The following is a 15884-nucleotide window of genomic DNA, read 5'->3' as shown; positions in this document are numbered from 1 at the left end:
GTGTTCCTCGCGTTCTTGTTCTGTTTACCAGATCGGCAGGCTGTAGCTGACGATCAGACGGTTCTCGTCGGCGTCACGGGCGAAGTCCGAGCGGAACATCGCGTTGCGCAAGCGCACCGCGACGTTCTTCAGCGGGCCGCTCTGCACCACGTACTTCAGCTCGATGTCGCGTTCCCACTCGCTGCCGTTGCTGCCGCCCGCGTATTCGGCGTTGTCGCCGGAGATGTAACGGGTCAGGAAGGTCAGCCCGGGGATGCCCATGGCGGCGAAGTTGTAGTCGTAACGGGCCTGCCAGGAGCGCTCGTCGGCGTTGGCGAAGTCGTTGATCTGCACGAAGTTGACCAGGAACGGATCGCTGCCATCGATATAGGCATAGCCGGTATCGCCGCGCATCTGCTGGTAGCCGAGGCTGACCTTGTGCCCGCCGAGGCTGTAACCCAGCATGCCGTTCCAGGCCTGGTTGTCGATCTTGCCGGCGTTGGCCGCGCCGGTGTCGTCGCTGAACATCACGCGCAGATCGGCGCTCAGCGCGGAGTTGTCGGTCAGCGGCTTGACCGCCAGCAGGCCGAAGAAATGCTGGCGGTACACGTCATCCAGCTCGCCGTAGTAGTAGCGGCCGGTGAGGTTCTTGTTGAAGGCATATTCGGCCCCGGCGAAGGTCAGGTGATCGGCCTCGGCGGCACTGGCGAAACGGCTGTTCTTGTTGTTCAGCTGCAGGTCCTGGGAGTTGGTCGAAGCGCGGTCGATGACCTTGTCCAGGCGCCCGCCGATCAGCGTCAGCCCTTCGATATCCTTGGAAGTGGCGGTGCCGCCTTCGAACACCTGCGGCAGCGTGCGGCTGTCGCTGGCCTTGACCACCGGCATCTCCGGGATGTGCGAGCCATAGCGCAGCTCGGTCTCGGCGATCTTCGCCTTGGCGGTCAGGCCCAGGCGGCTGAACTCGTCCGGGGTGCCGCCATCGTCCTGCACCGGCAAGAGGTCGGTGCCGGCGCGACCACCGCCGGAGTCCAGCTTGACGCCGAGCATGCCCAGCGCATCCAGACCGACGCCGACGGTGCCTTCGGTGAAGCCGGACTGCACGTCGAGGATGAAACCCTGGGTCCACTCTTCGCGCTTGGACTGGGCGGTGCCTTCGCGGAAATCGCGGTTCAGGTAGATGTTGTGGGTCTGCAGGGTTGCACTGCTGTCTTCGATGAACGCGGCCTGGGCGAGCGGCGCCAGCGAGGCGGCGGCAACGGCGAGAGCGAGACGAGCAGGAGCGGGTGAGCGTCTGACGGCAGTCAGCATCGGGGTATCTCCACTATTGTTTTTGTTGTGACGGCGCATGCGCCGCGCGAGGTGGATCGAGCCACCTGTAAGCGATCCTATGGGGTCAAGCTTTCGCCAGCCTTTCAGCGTCGAAAGCCTGCGGCGACTCTTGCCGTCTGCCGCTACACTGGCGCCCCGTCGCAATGGCAGAGGACAGGCAATGCGGATTCTTCTGGTCGAGGATCACCCCCAGCTGGCCGAGAGCGTGGCGCAGGCGCTGCGCGGCGCCGGCTGGACCGTGGACCTGCTGCACGACGGCATCGCCGCCGACCTGGCGCTGGCCAGCGAGGACTATGCGCTGGCGATTCTCGACGTCGGGCTGCCGCGGCTGGATGGCTTTCAGGTGCTGGCGCGCCTGCGCCAGCGCGGCAAGACGCTGCCGGTGCTGATGCTCACCGCGCGCGGTGAGGTCAGCGATCGCGTGCACGGCCTCAACCTAGGTGCCGACGACTACCTGGCCAAGCCGTTCGAGCTGTCCGAGCTGGAAGCGCGGGTCAAGGCGCTGCTGCGACGCAGCGTCGGCGGCGGCGAGCGCCAGCAGCGCTGCGGTGTACTGGTCTACGACCTGGATGCGCGGCGCTTCAGCCTGGCCGACGAGCCGCTGACGCTGACCTCCCGGGAACAGAGCGTGCTCGAGGCACTGATCGCCCGTCCCGGCCGGGTGATGAGCAAGGATCAGCTGGCCGCCCAGGTGTTCGGCCTGGACGAGGACGCCAGCGCCGACGCCATCGAGATCTATGTCTACCGGCTGCGCAAGAAGCTCGAGGGCCAACCGGTGCGCATCGTCACCTTCCGCGGCCTGGGCTACATGCTCGAGGCGCTCGATGGCTGAGCCGGAGGTCGCCGGCAGCCTGCGTGCCCGGCTGCTGCGCCGGCTGGCGATCCTGCTCGCGCTGCTGCTGCTGTTCAGCGGCTGGAGTGCCTACTGGAACGGCCGTGCCGCTGCCGATACCGCCTACGACCGTACCCTGCTCGCCTCGGCCCGAGCCATCGCCGACGGCCTGGTCACTCACGAGGGTGTGCTGCGCGCCAACGTGCCCTACGTGGCGCTCGACACCTTCGCCTATGACAGCGCCGGACGCATCTACTACGGGGTGCTGGACATCCAGGGGCGCCTGGTCAGCGGCTACGAGAACCTGCCCGCCCCTGCCGCCGATACCCCGCGCACCGACGATTACCCGGCCCTGGCGCGTTTCTACGATGGCGAATTCCAGGGCCAGGGCGTGCGCCTGGTAAGCCTGCTGCAGCCGGTCAGCGAGCCGGAGCTCAACGGCATCGCCGAGATCCGCGTGGCCGAGACCCTCGGCGCCCGGGAGCGCATGGCGCGCAGCCTGCTCACCGACACCCTGTGGCGGGTCGGGCTGATGGCCGTCGCCGCGCTGCTGCTGGTATGGCTGGCGGTAAGTGCCGCGCTGCGACCGCTGGGCCGGCTCAGCGAGGCGGTGCAGGAACGCGCACCGGACGATCTGCGGCCGCTGCCGCTGGTCAGCGTGCAGCGCGAGCTGCGCCCGCTGGTGGTCGCGCTCAACGGCTTCACCGAACGCCTGCGCGGCCAGTTCGAACGCCAGGCACGCTTTATCGCCGACGCCTCCCACGAGCTGCGCACGCCGCTGGCGGCACTCAAGGCGCGCATCGAGCTGGGCCTGCGCGACGCCGATCCCGCCGCCTGGCGCAGCACCCTGGAGGACGCCGGACAGAGCACCGACAAGGTCATCCACCTGGCCAATCAGCTGCTCTCCCTGGCGCGCATCGAAAGCGGCGCACAGTCCATCGCCGAGGGTGGCGCGCAGCGCCTGGACCTCTCGCAGCTGGCCCGCGAGCTGGGCCTGGCGATGGCGGCACTGGCGCACAAGCGCGGCGTCGCCCTGGCCCTGGAAGCCGAGGCGCCGGTATGGATCGACGGCGAGCCGACGCTGATCAGCGAACTGCTGAGCAACCTGCTGGACAACGCCCTGGCGCATACCCTCGGTGGCGGCAACGTGGTGCTGCGGGTGCTCGACGGCGCCGTGCTGGAGGTGGAGGACGACGGCCCTGGCATTCCGGTCGCCGAGCGCGATCGCGTCTTTGCCCGCTTCTATCGCCGCGACACCAGCGGCCCTGGCGCCGGCCTGGGTCTGGCCATCGTCGGCGAGATCGTCCGCGCCCACCGCGCCGAGATCAGCCTCGATCAGGGTGCGCTGGGCGGGCTGCTGGTGCGGGTGCGCTTCATACCGGCTGAGGGCTGACGCCGGGGCCGGTTTCGCCGATCGCCGCCTCGGGCGCACAGACCACCCGGTTGCGACCGGCGTGCTTGGCGGCATACAGCGCCGCATCCGCAGCGGCCAGCAGTGCCTCTGCCGAGACACAGGTCGACCCCAGGGTGGCGACGCCAAGGCTGATGGTCAACGCCACCGGCAGGTCGCCGTGGCGCAGCTGCAGGCGCTCGATGTCCTGGCGGATCCGCTCCGCCAGCACAACCGCCTGGCGCTGATCGGATGCCGGCAGCAGCACGACGAACTCCTCGCCGCCATAGCGTGCCGCCAGGTCACCGGCACGCTGGCAATGCGCCATGAGCACCGCCGCCACCTGGCGCAGGCACTCGTCACCGAACGGATGGCCATAGCTGTCGTTGATGCGCTTGAAGTGATCGATGTCGGCCAGCAGCACTGCCAGCGGGCTGCCGCTGCGGCGGGCACGGCGAATCTCCTCGTCCAGCACGCTGTCGAAGCGCCGGCGGTTGGCCAGCTGGGTCAGCGCGTCGGTGGCGCTCAGGCGCAGCAGTTCGGCATTGGCGGTCTCCAGTCCCTGCCTGGCTTCTTCCAGCGCGCGGGTGCGCTCGTAGACCCGCGCCTCCAGCACCTCGTTGGCCTGCAGCTGCAGGTCCAGCGCCTCCTGCTTGGCCTGCAGGTGCAGGGCGCGCTCGGCGGCGAGCGACTCGGAGGTCTCCAGGGCCAGCTGTTGCGCCGCGATACGCCGGTTGCGCTCGATGTTGATGCGCTCGGCCAGCGCCATGGAGAGCAGCACGAACTCGGTGAACATGCCGATCAGCTGGCCGTTCAAGGTCCAGGCGTTGAGCGGCAGCACGCCATTGAGCGCCAGCAGGTTGACCACGGTGAAGATCAGCAGCGCGCTCCAGGCGATGCTGAACAGCCGCGCCGACGGATTGCCACGTGCCCAGAGGTTGAGCGTTACCGCCATGGTCAGCCCGCAATGCAGCAGCGCGACGCTTTCCATGAACAGGTAGCGCCCCAGCGTCGGCACCAGCAGCAGAACCAGCACCGCCGCGCCCCAGTACAGCGTCAGCGTGATGGACACCCACCACACCCAGCCGCCGTAGCGGCGCACGCCGAGAAAGCGCAGGGCGAACAGCATCGGTGTGAAGAAGCACAGCGCGGCGGACAGTCCGTAGAAGCGCGCCGACAGCTCGGGTATTTCCGGCCAGAGATAGAGCTGGCCGAAGCCGGTGATGCTCAGCACGTAGAACACCGCACTGAGCAGATAGAGCACGTAGAAGAAGTAGCTGCCGTCACGGGTGAAGACCAGCAGGCTCAGGTTGTACAGCACGATCACCAGGATGCCGCCGAAGAACAGGCTGACCAGGGTGACGTCCCGCAGGCGGCCCTCGACGAACTGCTTCTCGTCGATCAGCTCCAGCGGCAACGCCAGGGTTTCGCGGGCCTGCACCTGCAGATAGACCACCGCCCGCTCGCCCGGCGGCAGCTCGAGTGGGTAGACGAAATGATGGTCGGCCAGCGGCCGAGCGCTCAGCGCCAGGGCGTCGCCTGCCAGCATCGGGGCACCCCAGCGACCGCTGTCCGGGTAGTGCAGGCGCACCGCGACCCGGTCGAGCACCGGCCACTTCAGCAACAGGTACCAGAGCCGCGCATCCGTCCCGCCGTTGCGCAAGGACAGGCGCAGCCAGGCACCGTCGGGCTGCTTGCCCAGCGTCGGACGCGCCAGCGGTTGCCATGGCCAGGCGTCGCTGGCCGCTGCGTCGAAGTCCGCCGCGGGCATGCCGAGCACGTACTCCAGGGCGCCGAGCTGCAGGGTCGAGGCGCCGCGTGTCTGGACCGCCGCCGAGCCGGCCGCGGTGGCGGCCACCGTAGGCGACAGCAGCAGGCAGGCCAACAGCAGCAGGAGCAGACGTGTCATGGGATTGCCTCGGGGTGCAACGGGCTGGCGTACTGCCAGCTAACCGGCGCCATTTATCCAACGACGCGCTCGTCGCCATGATGCCACTGTGATGGCACGTTGTCCCGCTCCGGGCGACAGGCTGCCGTCAGGCCCGTCGTCGCGCCCAGAACTGCTGCACCAGTTCGAGCATGCCGTCGGCCAGCTGCGCCACGCCGGACGCGCTGCGCTGGCTGTGCAGGCCGTTGGTGACGTGCTCATCGGAGCTGCCACGGATGCTGACGATGCTCTGGCTGATCTCCTCGCTGGCCGAGCTCTGCTGATCGACCGCCGCGGCGATCTGGTTGCTCATGGCGCTGATCTCGGTGACCCGGCTGTTGATGCCGCTCAGCGAATGCTCGGCCTGGTCCGCATGGCTGACGCTATGCTGCGCCTGCTCGCGACTGCGCTGCATGACCTCCACCGCCTGGCGCGCGCCGGCCTGCAACGAGCCGATCATGCGCTGGATGTCGGTGGTCGCCAGGGAGGTGCGCGAGGCCAGCTGGCGCACCTCGTCGGCAACCACGGCGAAGCCGCGGCCCTGATCGCCGGCGCGCGCGGCTTCGATGGCGGCGTTCAGCGCCAGCAGGTTGGTCTGCTCGGCGATGCCATGGATCACCTCGAGCACGCGGCTGATTTCCTGGCTGTGGCTCTCGAGCTGATGAATCACCTCGGCGGCCTGCTGGATGTCACCGGCCAGCCGGGTGATGCTGTCGCCGGTGCGCCCGACGATCTGCCGTCCGCTGGCCGCCTCGCTGTCGGCCCGTGCCGCCACCTCGGCGGTGCGCTGGGCATTGAACGCGACATCCTGCACGCTGGCGGTCATCTGCTGGATGGCGGTGGCGATGAGGTCGGTCTCGCGCTGCTGCCGCGAAGCGCTTTCGGTGCTGCCCTGCATCGCACCGAGCAGGTTGCGGGCATGCTCGCTGAGCTGGCGGCTGCAGTCGGCGATGCGCCCGACCATGGCGCCGGCTTCGGTTTCCAGCATCTTCATGGCGAAGGCGATCTCGCCGATTTCATCCTTGCGCCCGGTGTAGATCAGCTGGCTGACCGGGTTGTGCCCCACTCGCCGCGCCTGCCGGGCCAGGCGCGACAGCGGCGCCAGGGTGAACGCCGCAAGCGCGGCGGCGGCCGCACCCATCGCCAGCCCGGCCACTGTGGCAATGCCAGGAGCAGAACCCAACAGGCTACCGAGGGCCACACCGAACGCACCGGCACCGGCGGCCAGCAGCGCCACTCGCTCGCGCAGGCCCATGGTGCAACGCAGTGCCCGCGCGCCACGGCCATCGCGCAGCGCGGCATACAGCGCCTCGGCAGCACGGATCTGCTCGGGTTGGGCGCGGGTTCGCACGGACTGGTATTCCACCACCTTGCCGTCGCGGCTGACCGGTGTAGCGAAGGCGCTGACCCAGTAGTGGTCGCCGTTCTTGCAGCGATTCTTGACGATGCCCATCCACGAGCGGCTCGTCTGCAGCGTCTGCCAGAGATCGGCGAAGGCTTCGACCGGCATGTCCGGGTGACGCACCAGGTTATGCGGCGCGCCGAGCAGTTCGGCTTCGTCAAAGCCGGAAATCGCGACGAAGTCCGGGTTGGCGTAGGTGATGGTGCCTTTGAGATCGGTGGTGGACAGGATGTTCGCCGTTTCACCGACCATGACTTCACGGCCGCTGACGGGCAGGTTGAGGCGCATAAACAGATCTTCCTTGGAAAAATGGTCTGAGTACGCGAGGCAGGTTCGGCGCCGCTTCTGGTGGCGGCGCTCGGATCGGTGCGAAGCACCTTCTTGTTTACATGCTGCTTGCTGCGTTGCTGTTTACCTTGCTGTCGTGACGACTGTGCAGTCAGCCCTCCTCTTTCTCGCCGGTATCGGTTTCCAGTTGTTCGAGCAGATCGATCAGGCGCCGGCGCAACTGGCCGAGCTCGCGGGACTTGAACGAGCGGCGGGTGCGTTCGAGCACCTGGATGGTGTCTTCCAGCGCGGTACGCAGGGCTTCTTCGGTCAGCATCGGTTCGTCTTCGTGTGCCACATGCAGATTGGGTGCCGGCTTGGCCCCGGTGGTCGGCCGGCTGGTTTCAGAGCAATAAAAAAGGCGCCAGTCGAGGTTCATCCCGGAGGGATGTCACGGCTGGCGCCTTAGCTATCAGGTCCGATTGTCCTGAGCGGTAAAGCAGCTTTCGCAGCATGCGAAACTAGTGGCATTCTGCCTGCACGCATGCGCCGTAACAAGCCCAACGATGCCGGCGCAGGCGGCGGCGTTCGGCGTCTGCGCCCTGCACCAACCTGGGTTACCGGCTGTACGTCAGCCGCGTCGTCGTGTCCAGAATTGCTGCACCAGCATCTCCATGCTGCCGGCCAGCTCGGCGACGCCCGAGGCGCTTTGCCGACTGCGCAGACCGCTCTCCACGTGACGATCGGAACCGCCGCGAATGCTGACGATGTTCTGGTTGATGTTCTCGCTGACCGCGCTCTGCTGCTCCACCGCCGCGGCGATCTGCATGCTCATCGCACTGATCTCGTTGACCCGGCTGTTGATGCCCTGCAGCGAGCGCGCCGCCTGTTCGGCCTGTTCGACGCTCTGCATGGCCTGCTCGCGGCTGCGCTGCATGACTTCCACCGCCTGACGCGCACCGCCCTGCAGCGCGCCGATCATGTCGTTGATCTCCCGGGTCGACTGCTGAGTGCGCGAGGCCAGGCTGCGCACCTCGTCGGCGACCACGGCGAAGCCCCGGCCCTGCTCGCCGGCACGCGCCGCCTCGATGGCTGCGTTGAGCGCCAGCAGATTGGTCTGCTCGGCGATGCCGCGGATGACATCGAGCACCTTGGTGATGTCGTTGCTGTGCGCTTCCAGCTGGTGGATCACGTCGCCGGCATGCTGGATGTCCTGCGCCAGCTGGCCGATGGCGGCGCCGGTGCGATTGACCACCTCGGTGCCGGTGGCCGCCTCGTTGTCGGCGCGGCTGGCCGCTTCCGCGGTGCGCTGGGCGTTGTTCGCCACGTCCTGCACGCTGACCGCCATCTGGTTGATCGCGGTGGCGACCTGATCGGTTTCGCTCTGCTGGCGCGCCGCGCTCTCGGTGCTGCTGTCCATCGCGCCGAGCAGTTCCTGGGCGTGCTGGCTGAGCTGGCGCGAGGCGTCGCCGATGCGGCCGACCATGGCGCCGGCTTCGGTTTCCAGCATCTTCATGGCAAAAGCGATTTGCCCGTATTCGTCACGCCGGCCGGCGTAGATCAGCTGCCCCACCGGATTGTCGCCGACCCGGCGCGCCTGTTCGGCGAGTCGCTGCAGGGGCGCCAGCGCCAGGTAGGTTAGAGCGCTGGCCGCCGCGGCCGCCACCGTCGCGGTAAGCAGCGCCACACCCAGGCCAACACCACCGAGCAGGGCTCCGCCGATCACGCACGGGGCCGCACCCAACGCGGCGCACAGCGCCACGCGACTGCGCGCGCTGAGCGGCGCACGCCGCAGCGCCGCCGGCGGCCGCTGGTCACGCAGCTGGGCGTACAACCCTTCGGCGGCGGCGATCTGCGCCGGCTGCGGCTTGGTGCGCACCGACTGGTACTCGACCACCCGGCCATTGCGGCTGATCGGGGTGACGAACGCGCTGACCCAGTAGTGATCGCCGTTCTTGCAGCGGTTCTTGACCATGCCCATCCAAGAATTGCCGCCGCGCACGCTGGACCAGAGGTCGGCGAACGCCTCGCGGGGCATGTCCGGATGGCGCACGATGTTGTGGTGCTGGCCGAGCAGCTCGTCCTCGTCGAAGCCGCTGATCTTGATGAAATCCGGATTCACATAGGTGATGTCACCGTTGAGATCCGTGGTGGAAAGGATATTGGCGGTATCGCTGATGGAAACATCGCGGCCGGTGACCGGCAGATTCATGCGCATGGTGGCTCTCGTGAGCAAGGCAGTTGTCGTTCTGTTCCGCCATGCACGTCTCGGTCGACGCACCTCGGGTGCATCGGGCGCTCCTGCCAATCGCTCACCCTGCGGTGATGGTCCCTGCCTCGGACGGCCCAACGGGTCGTTTGTATCGTTTTTGTCGCGCGGAAAACGGGCATGAAAAAAGCGCCAGCATCGAACCGTCCCTGCGGGTGATCCTTGATGGCGCTTCAGTCGACAGGCCCGTCGGTCCTGTCCGGTCAGCATGTCTCCTCGCCTGGAGACTGATGCCATAATGATGGCATCTGCTTTCCGCGTGCAATGCGACTGAAGTCCTACTCCGCTGGTCGGCTTTTATTCCGAACATGCCAAAGTGATATCAATATTGTACAATTATGTTTTCTCTGTACAGCTTTATAGCAAGAAATTTCGCGCGCCCCTCCGCAACCCTTGGTCGGCAAGTCGGTCGTAGCAAAGGGTGCGCGGATTAGCGGATCGGCATGGCGGGGTCCGTGGGCTGTTCCAGGCGCAGCCGCCTGCTAGACTCAAGTTCCGCGCAGACTCACAAGGGATGCCCGGGATTCCGAAAACAACCAAAAAGGAGTGCATCCATGAAAGGCAAATCCTTGGCATGGATCTTTACCGCTGCTCTGGCGGGAACCGGCCTGAGCACAGTGGCACAGGCGCAAGAGAAGTTCGTCACCATCGGCACGGGCGGGCAGACCGGCGTTTACTACGTAGCCGGGCAATCGATCTGCCGCTTCGTCAACCGCAATGCGGAAAACATCAAGTGCAACGCCCCGGCCAGCGGCGGCGGCGTGGCCAACGTCAACGGTCTGCGCAGTGGCGAATTCAACTTCGGCATCATGCAGTCCGACCACCAGTACAAGGCAATGGAAGGCGTTGCACCCTTCGAGAAAGAAGGGAAGATGGACGACATCCGCGCGGTGTTCTCCCTGCAGAGCGAAGTCTTCACCGTACTGGCCCGTCGCAGCGCCAACATCAAGGGGCTCGATGACCTCAAGGGCAAGCGCGTCAACATCGGCAACCCCGGTTCCGGTCAGCGCGACACCCTCGAAGAGATCATGAAGGTCAAGGGCTGGGACAAGTCGGTGTTCTCCCTGGCCGCCGAGCTGAAGCCGGCTGAGCAGGCCAGCGCACTGGGCGACAACAACATCGATGCCATGACCTACTTCGTCGGTCACCCCAACGGCGCGATCCAGGAAGCCACCACCACCACCGACGCGGTGCTGGTGCCGATCACCGGCCCGGAGATCGACAAGCTGCTCGAAGAGCGCAGCTACTACACCAAGGCCGAGATTCCCGGCGGCCTGTACAAGGGCAACGATCAGGCGACCCAGTCCATCGGTGGCAAGGCCGTGCTGTCCACCACCTCCAAGGTCGATGCCGAAGTGGTCTACCAGCTGGTCAAGTCGGTGTTCGAGAACATCGAGCGCTTCCAGCGCCTGCATCCGGCCTTCAAGGACCTGAAGCCGGAAGAGATGATCGAAGTCGGCCTGAGCGCGCCGCTGCATGAAGGCGCCGAGCGTTACTACAAGGAACGCGGCTGGCTGTAAGGTTGGACAGGCCGCGTCGTCCGCCGGCCTGATTGCCATGCCTCAGCTGAGAACCCGTGCGCCGTATGGCCACGGGTTTTCGCGGTTCCGTTACCTGAAAAAAACAGGCCTCATTTCATGCAAGACAAACAACTGTCCACCGAGGAACTGATCGCCCAGGACGTCGGTGCACGTTCGCCCGCCGGGCCGATGGCCGCGGTCATCGCCGGGCTCGCACTGCTCTGGTCGCTGTTCCAGCTGTGGATCGCCTCGCCGCTGCCGTTCATCCTCGGCTTCGGCGTGCTGAACGACACCGAAACCCGCTCGATTCACCTGGCCTTCGCCCTGCTGCTGGCTTTTCTCGCCTACCCGGCCTTCAAGCGCTCGCCGCGTGACCGCGTGCCGCTAATGGACATCGCCCTCGGGCTGGTAGCCGCCGCCTGCGCCGCCTATCTGTTTCTCGCCTATTCGCAACTGGCACAGCGCCCCGGCAACCTGACCACCCTGGACCTGGTCACGGCCTGCGTCGGCATACCGCTGCTGCTGGAAGCCACCCGCCGCGCCCTCGGCCCGCCGCTGGCGATCATCGCCCTGGTGTTCCTCGTCTACAGTGTCGCCGGCCCCTGGATGCCCGGCCTGCTGGCCCACCGCGGGGTGAGCTTCACCGCACTGGCCAACCACCAGTGGATCACCACCGAAGGCGTGTTCGGCATCGCCCTCGGCGTCTCCACCAGCTTCGTCTTCCTCTTCGTGCTGTTCGGTGCCCTGCTCGAGCGAGCCGGCGCCGGGCACTACTTCATTCAGCTGGCCTTCAGCATGCTCGGCCATTTCCGCGGTGGTCCGGCCAAGGCGGCCGTGGTGGCCTCCGGCATGACCGGCCTGATCTCCGGCTCGTCCATCGCCAACGTGGTGACCACCGGCACCTTCACCATCCCGATGATGAAACGCACCGGCTTCTCGGCGGAGAAGGCCGGCGCGGTGGAAGTGGCCTCCTCGGTCAACGGCCAGATCATGCCGCCGGTGATGGGTGCGGCGGCCTTCCTGATGGTCGAGTACGTCGGCATTCCCTATGTGGAAGTGATCAAGCATGCCTTTCTCCCGGCGCTGATCTCCTATATCGCGCTGATCTACATCGTCCACCTGGAATCGCTCAAGCTTGGTCTGCAGGCGCTGCCGCGGGCCAACGTGGCGAAACCCTGGATGCAGCGGCTGATCGGCTTCGCCTTCGGCGCTGCGCTGATCTCCGGCCTTTCGCTGGGCGTCTACTACGGCCTCGGCTGGCTCAAGCCGGCCCTCGGCGATGCCGCGCTGTGGGTCATCGCCGGGCTGCTGGCGCTGGTCTACCTCGGTCTGCTGAAGATCGCCGCGAGCAACCCGCCGCTGCCGCACGAAGATCCCAACATGCCGCTGGAGAAGCTGCCGGAAACCCGTCCGGTGCTGCTCTCCGGCCTGCACTTCCTGCTGCCGGTAGTGGTGCTGGTCTGGTGCCTGATGATCGAGCGGCTGTCACCCGGCCTCTCGGCCTTCTGGGGTTCGGTGATGCTGGTGATCATCCTGCTCACCCAGCGCCCGCTGCTGTCATGGATGCGCCATGACCGCAGCCACGTGGACGGCACCTTCATGGACGGCGTGATCGACCTGCGCGAGGGCCTGATCGCCGGTGCGCGCAACATGATCGGCATCGGCATCGCCACCGCGGCGGCGGGCATCATCGTCGGCGCGGTGTCGCAGACCGGCGTGGGCCTGGTGCTGGCGGATCTGGTGGAACTGCTGTCGATGGGCAATCTGCTGCTGATGCTGTTGCTCACCGCCTTCCTCAGCCTGATCCTCGGCATGGGCCTGCCCACCACCGCCAACTACATCGTGGTGTCCAGCCTGCTGGCGCCGGTGATCGTCGCCCTGGGCCAGCAGAACGGGCTGATCGTGCCGCTGATCGCGGTGCATCTGTTCGTCTTCTACTTCGGCATCATGGCCGACGTGACGCCGCCGGTGGGCCTGGCCTCCTTCGCCGCGGCGGCGGTGTCCAAGGGCGACCCGATCCGCACCGGGGTGACCGCGTTCTATTACAGCTTGCGCACCGCGGCGCTGCCGTTCCTGTTCATCTTCAACACCGACCTGCTGCTGATCGGCGTGGACTTCTGGCACGGCGTGCTGATCTTCATCGTCGCCACCATCGCCATGCTGATCTTCGCCGCCGGCACCCAGGGCTATTTCCTGGTGCGCAGCCGCTGGTACGAGAGCCTGCTGTTGCTGCTGGTGGCCTTCACCCTGTTCCGCCCCGGCTTCTGGATGGATCTCATCCATGACCCGTATCAGGAGATTCCGCCGGCGCAGCTGGTGGAGGCACTGGGCAACGTCGAGGAGGACAGCCAGCTGCGCCTGCGCGTGCTCGGCGAGGACGCAGTGGGCGATGCCCGTGAGTTCGTGCTGCTGCTGGCGATCCCGGACGGCGCCTCGGGCGAGGAGAAGCTGGAGAAGATCGGCCTGATGACCTACGAGCAGGACGGCAAGCTGCTGGTGGACAGCGTCACCTTCGGCAGCCCGGCTGCCGAGGCGGGGCTGGAGTTCGACCAGCAGATTCTCTCGGTACGCGCGCCGACCGACCGCTGGCCGAAGGAATTCATGTGGATTCCGGGCTTCCTGCTGTTCGGCCTGATCGTCTGGATGCAGCGCCGCCGCCGTCAGACCTGATCGACTCGGAAGCGTCTGAAACCCCGGTCACGTGCGAGCGTGCCGGGGTTTTTCATTTGGTGCTCCCACCGGCGTACCCGCGCCAGGGCACCACGATCAACCGAAGAACCAGTAGCACACCGCGATGGCAGCGATGATGCCGGCCAGATCCGCGACCAGGGCACAGCCCACCGCATGCCGCGCGCGCTGGATGCCGACCGCACCGAAGTACACCGCCAGCACGTAGAAGGTGGTCTCGGTACTGCCCTGCACCGTCGCCGCGACCAGCGCAGGGAAGCTGTCCACGCCCTGACTCTGCATGGTCTCGATCAGCATCGCCCGCGCCGCGCTGCCGGAGAACGGCTTGACCAGCGCGGTAGGCAGGGCGTCGACGAAGCGGGTGTCCCAGCCCAGCGCTTCGACCAGCCAGCGAATGCCTTCCAGACCGAAATCCAGCGCACCGGATGCGCGCAGGGCGCCAATGGCGCAGAGCATGGCGATCAGATACGGCAACAGGCTCTTGGCGACGTCGAAGCCTTCCTTCGCGCCCTCGACGAACGCCTCGTACACCGGCACCTTGCGCAGCGCTCCGACGACGAGGAAGGCGATGATCAGACCGAACAGGGTCAGGTTGCCCAGCAACGAGGACAGCGACGCCAGCGCGGTGGCCGACAGCCCTGCCAGCAGGGCCATGAAACCGCCGAGCAGCAGCGCACCGGGAATGAAATAGGCCAGCACCACCGGGTCCCACAGGCGCAGGCGCTGCACCAGCGCCACTGCCAGCAGGCCCGCCAGGGACGAGGCACTGGTGGCCAGCAGAATCGGCAGGAACACCAGAGTCGGGTCATCCGCGCCCTGCTGCACGCGGTACATGAAGATGGATACCGGCAGCAGCGTGAGCGAAGAGGTGTTGAGCACCAGGAAGAGGATCTGCGCATTGCTGGCCACGCTGGGCAGCGGGTTCAGCTCCTGCAGTGCGCGCATCGCCTTGAGGCCGATAGGCGTCGCGGCGTTGTCCAGACCAAGCCCGTTGGCTGCGAAATTGAGCGTGATCAGCCCCAGCGCCGGGTGCCCGGCCGGCACTTCCGGCATCAGCCGGCGGAACAGCGGCCCGAGCAGCCGCGCCAGCAGCTCGATCAGCCCGGCCTTTTCGGCGATGCGCAGGAAACCCAGCCAGAGCGTCAGGGTGCCGAACAGCACGATCATCACTTCCACGGCCAGCTTGGCCATGGCGAACAGGCTCTCCACCAGCGCGGCGAACACCGCGGGATCGCCACCGATCAGCCAGCGCCCCAGGGCAGCCAGCGCGGCGACCAGAAAAAAGCCCAGCCAGAGGCCATTGAGCATGTCGTTCTCCCGTCAAAGCTGGCCGCGATGATAGCGGTGCGGGCGCGCGGGGGTCATCCGCAGATCGGCAGCAAGACGAGAAAGAGAGGGAATATGCGAGAGAAAAGCGGATGGTTGTCGCCGCATGCCGGGGTGGCGATCACGCCACCACCGGCCGCAGCTTGCAGAACCCGGTCCAGTAAATGGAGGTACTCCCTGTACCCCTAGGTCGTTCCGCCAGGCAGAACAACCCGACCCCATGGTTCACCCCGTTGCAGGGGCTGAGCGCGCGTGGCCGTTACACCCTGCGCGCTTTGTGGATCACCTTCGTTGGCCGAACATGACCCGGTGAATTTGGCTTCCTATGCCGCTGGTACTCCTGTATGCAGCCGCCCTTGCGGGCGGCTATCGACGCATCAGACACGCGGTCCGCGGCCGCGGCCGAAGATCAGCGATGCCACGAACAGCACCAGGAAGACCACGAACAGGATCTTCGCAATACCTGTAGCAGTGCCTGCGATACCACCGAAGCCCAGAACTGCAGCGATGATGGCAATGATCAGGAAGGTAATGGCCCAACTCAGCATGGTGTGACTCCTCTTGGTTCAGGAACGGTTCTCAGCGGATCAGATCAGTCCGATCGGCATCGATTGTTGTTACGCATCCCTGCTGGTTCGCTCGCACGTCCCCTTCGTTGCTCAGAACACCCAGCGCTGCTCGGCAGGCGCCTGGCGATAATCGATGGTTTGCGGTTCTTGTCCGGTTCGCATGAGCTCAATAGGTTGAGCGTCGTACATACCGATTCGTTCCGCGGAATTCTGTTGCGCCTGGCTGAGCGGTTGCGACAGCGGGCGCTCGGCACCCATGATCAGCATGACAACCGCAGCAGAGAGGAAACCCTTGCTGGCTAGCGATAAGCGGGCTTGGCGATTCATTCCTCAACTCCTTCTAAGCGTAGCGAACTTCGTTTCGATAACTCTGTTATTGCAGGCGT

The 15884-nt window shown here is 66.3% G+C and carries 12 protein-coding genes; 4 read left to right on the top strand and 8 right to left on the bottom strand.

Annotated elements, in window-relative coordinates; all coding sequences use genetic code 11:
- Positions 1 to 24: 24 nt before the first annotated feature.
- Positions 25 to 1287, bottom strand: a complete 1263-nt coding sequence (locus ACVRRC_RS04260) for an OprD family porin (protein WP_472996658.1) — start codon at positions 1285 to 1287, stop codon at positions 25 to 27.
- A 181-nt stretch (positions 1288 to 1468) separates the two neighbouring features.
- Between ACVRRC_RS04260 and ACVRRC_RS04255 the strand changes: the two genes are divergently transcribed.
- Both ACVRRC_RS04255 and ACVRRC_RS04250 read left to right on the top strand, forming a co-directional pair.
- Complete coding sequence (locus tag ACVRRC_RS04255) at positions 1469 to 2140, top strand: response regulator (RefSeq protein WP_017244143.1); 672 nt, start codon at positions 1469 to 1471, stop codon at positions 2138 to 2140.
- The gene (locus tag ACVRRC_RS04250; protein ID WP_125852729.1) at positions 2133 to 3533 is read left to right on the top strand and encodes a sensor histidine kinase; all 1401 of its coding nucleotides are present in this window, start codon (positions 2133 to 2135) and stop codon (positions 3531 to 3533) included. Before ACVRRC_RS04255 ends, ACVRRC_RS04250 begins: the two co-directional genes overlap by 8 nt.
- Here the strand turns inward: ACVRRC_RS04250 and ACVRRC_RS04245 are convergent.
- The 4 genes from ACVRRC_RS04245 to ACVRRC_RS04230 form a co-directional block, all read right to left on the bottom strand.
- Positions 3514 to 5439: a sensor domain-containing diguanylate cyclase gene (locus ACVRRC_RS04245; RefSeq protein WP_125852730.1), complete on the bottom strand. Its 1926-nt coding sequence runs from the start codon at positions 5437 to 5439 to the stop codon at positions 3514 to 3516. The two genes, ACVRRC_RS04250 and ACVRRC_RS04245, sit on opposite strands and share 20 nt — an antisense overlap.
- A 127-nt stretch (positions 5440 to 5566) precedes the next feature.
- Complete coding sequence (locus ACVRRC_RS04240; RefSeq protein WP_472996657.1) at positions 5567 to 7147, bottom strand: methyl-accepting chemotaxis protein; 1581 nt, start codon at positions 7145 to 7147, stop codon at positions 5567 to 5569.
- A gap of 151 nt (positions 7148 to 7298) precedes the next feature.
- Positions 7299 to 7463, bottom strand: coding sequence for a hypothetical protein (locus ACVRRC_RS04235; RefSeq protein WP_013984394.1), 165 nt, complete (start codon positions 7461 to 7463; stop codon positions 7299 to 7301).
- A gap of 294 nt (positions 7464 to 7757) precedes the next feature.
- Positions 7758 to 9344: a methyl-accepting chemotaxis protein gene (locus ACVRRC_RS04230; protein WP_045157882.1), complete on the bottom strand. Its 1587-nt coding sequence runs from the start codon at positions 9342 to 9344 to the stop codon at positions 7758 to 7760.
- A gap of 605 nt (positions 9345 to 9949) precedes the next feature.
- On the opposite strand from ACVRRC_RS04230, the gene ACVRRC_RS04225 reads away from it, so the two are divergent.
- Positions 9950 to 10915, top strand: a complete 966-nt coding sequence (locus ACVRRC_RS04225; protein WP_011915051.1) for a TAXI family TRAP transporter solute-binding subunit — start codon at positions 9950 to 9952, stop codon at positions 10913 to 10915.
- Between the two features lie 117 nt (positions 10916 to 11032).
- Positions 11033 to 13585, top strand: a complete 2553-nt coding sequence (locus ACVRRC_RS04220) for a TRAP transporter permease (RefSeq protein WP_011915052.1) — start codon at positions 11033 to 11035, stop codon at positions 13583 to 13585.
- Between the two features lie 96 nt (positions 13586 to 13681).
- Here ACVRRC_RS04220 and ACVRRC_RS04215 read toward each other — a convergent pair whose 3' ends face one another.
- The 3 genes from ACVRRC_RS04215 to ACVRRC_RS04205 all read right to left on the bottom strand — a co-directional run bounded on the left by ACVRRC_RS04215 (position 13682) and on the right by ACVRRC_RS04205 (position 15825).
- The gene (locus ACVRRC_RS04215) at positions 13682 to 14911 is read right to left on the bottom strand and encodes a nucleoside recognition domain-containing protein (protein WP_013984399.1); all 1230 of its coding nucleotides are present in this window, start codon (positions 14909 to 14911) and stop codon (positions 13682 to 13684) included.
- Positions 14912 to 15306: 395 nt separating this feature from the next.
- Complete coding sequence (locus tag ACVRRC_RS04210; RefSeq protein WP_003282841.1) at positions 15307 to 15477, bottom strand: DUF1328 domain-containing protein; 171 nt, start codon at positions 15475 to 15477, stop codon at positions 15307 to 15309.
- A gap of 111 nt (positions 15478 to 15588) precedes the next feature.
- On the bottom strand, positions 15589 to 15825 hold the full coding sequence (locus ACVRRC_RS04205) for a hypothetical protein (protein ID WP_014598056.1): 237 nt from the start codon (positions 15823 to 15825) through the stop codon (positions 15589 to 15591).
- Between the last annotated feature and the right edge of the window lie 59 nt (positions 15826 to 15884).

Source organism: Stutzerimonas sp. LR2 (assembly GCF_055755175.1).
This window is presented reverse-complemented; position numbering and strand designations above follow the sequence as displayed.

Coding starts and splice junctions, on each gene's coding strand:
- ACVRRC_RS04260 (WP_472996658.1), bottom strand. CDS start 1,287: ATGCTGACTGCCGTCAGACGCTCACCCGCTCCTGCTCGTCTCGCTCTC.
- ACVRRC_RS04255 (WP_017244143.1), top strand. CDS start 1,469: ATGCGGATTCTTCTGGTCGAGGATCACCCCCAGCTGGCCGAGAGCGTG.
- ACVRRC_RS04250 (WP_125852729.1), top strand. CDS start 2,133: ATGGCTGAGCCGGAGGTCGCCGGCAGCCTGCGTGCCCGGCTGCTGCGC.
- ACVRRC_RS04245 (WP_125852730.1), bottom strand. CDS start 5,439: ATGACACGTCTGCTCCTGCTGCTGTTGGCCTGCCTGCTGCTGTCGCCT.
- ACVRRC_RS04240 (WP_472996657.1), bottom strand. CDS start 7,147: ATGCGCCTCAACCTGCCCGTCAGCGGCCGTGAAGTCATGGTCGGTGAA.
- ACVRRC_RS04235 (WP_013984394.1), bottom strand. CDS start 7,463: ATGCTGACCGAAGAAGCCCTGCGTACCGCGCTGGAAGACACCATCCAG.
- ACVRRC_RS04230 (WP_045157882.1), bottom strand. CDS start 9,344: ATGCGCATGAATCTGCCGGTCACCGGCCGCGATGTTTCCATCAGCGAT.
- ACVRRC_RS04225 (WP_011915051.1), top strand. CDS start 9,950: ATGAAAGGCAAATCCTTGGCATGGATCTTTACCGCTGCTCTGGCGGGA.
- ACVRRC_RS04220 (WP_011915052.1), top strand. CDS start 11,033: ATGCAAGACAAACAACTGTCCACCGAGGAACTGATCGCCCAGGACGTC.
- ACVRRC_RS04215 (WP_013984399.1), bottom strand. CDS start 14,911: ATGCTCAATGGCCTCTGGCTGGGCTTTTTTCTGGTCGCCGCGCTGGCT.
- ACVRRC_RS04210 (WP_003282841.1), bottom strand. CDS start 15,477: ATGCTGAGTTGGGCCATTACCTTCCTGATCATTGCCATCATCGCTGCA.
- ACVRRC_RS04205 (WP_014598056.1), bottom strand. CDS start 15,825: ATGAATCGCCAAGCCCGCTTATCGCTAGCCAGCAAGGGTTTCCTCTCT.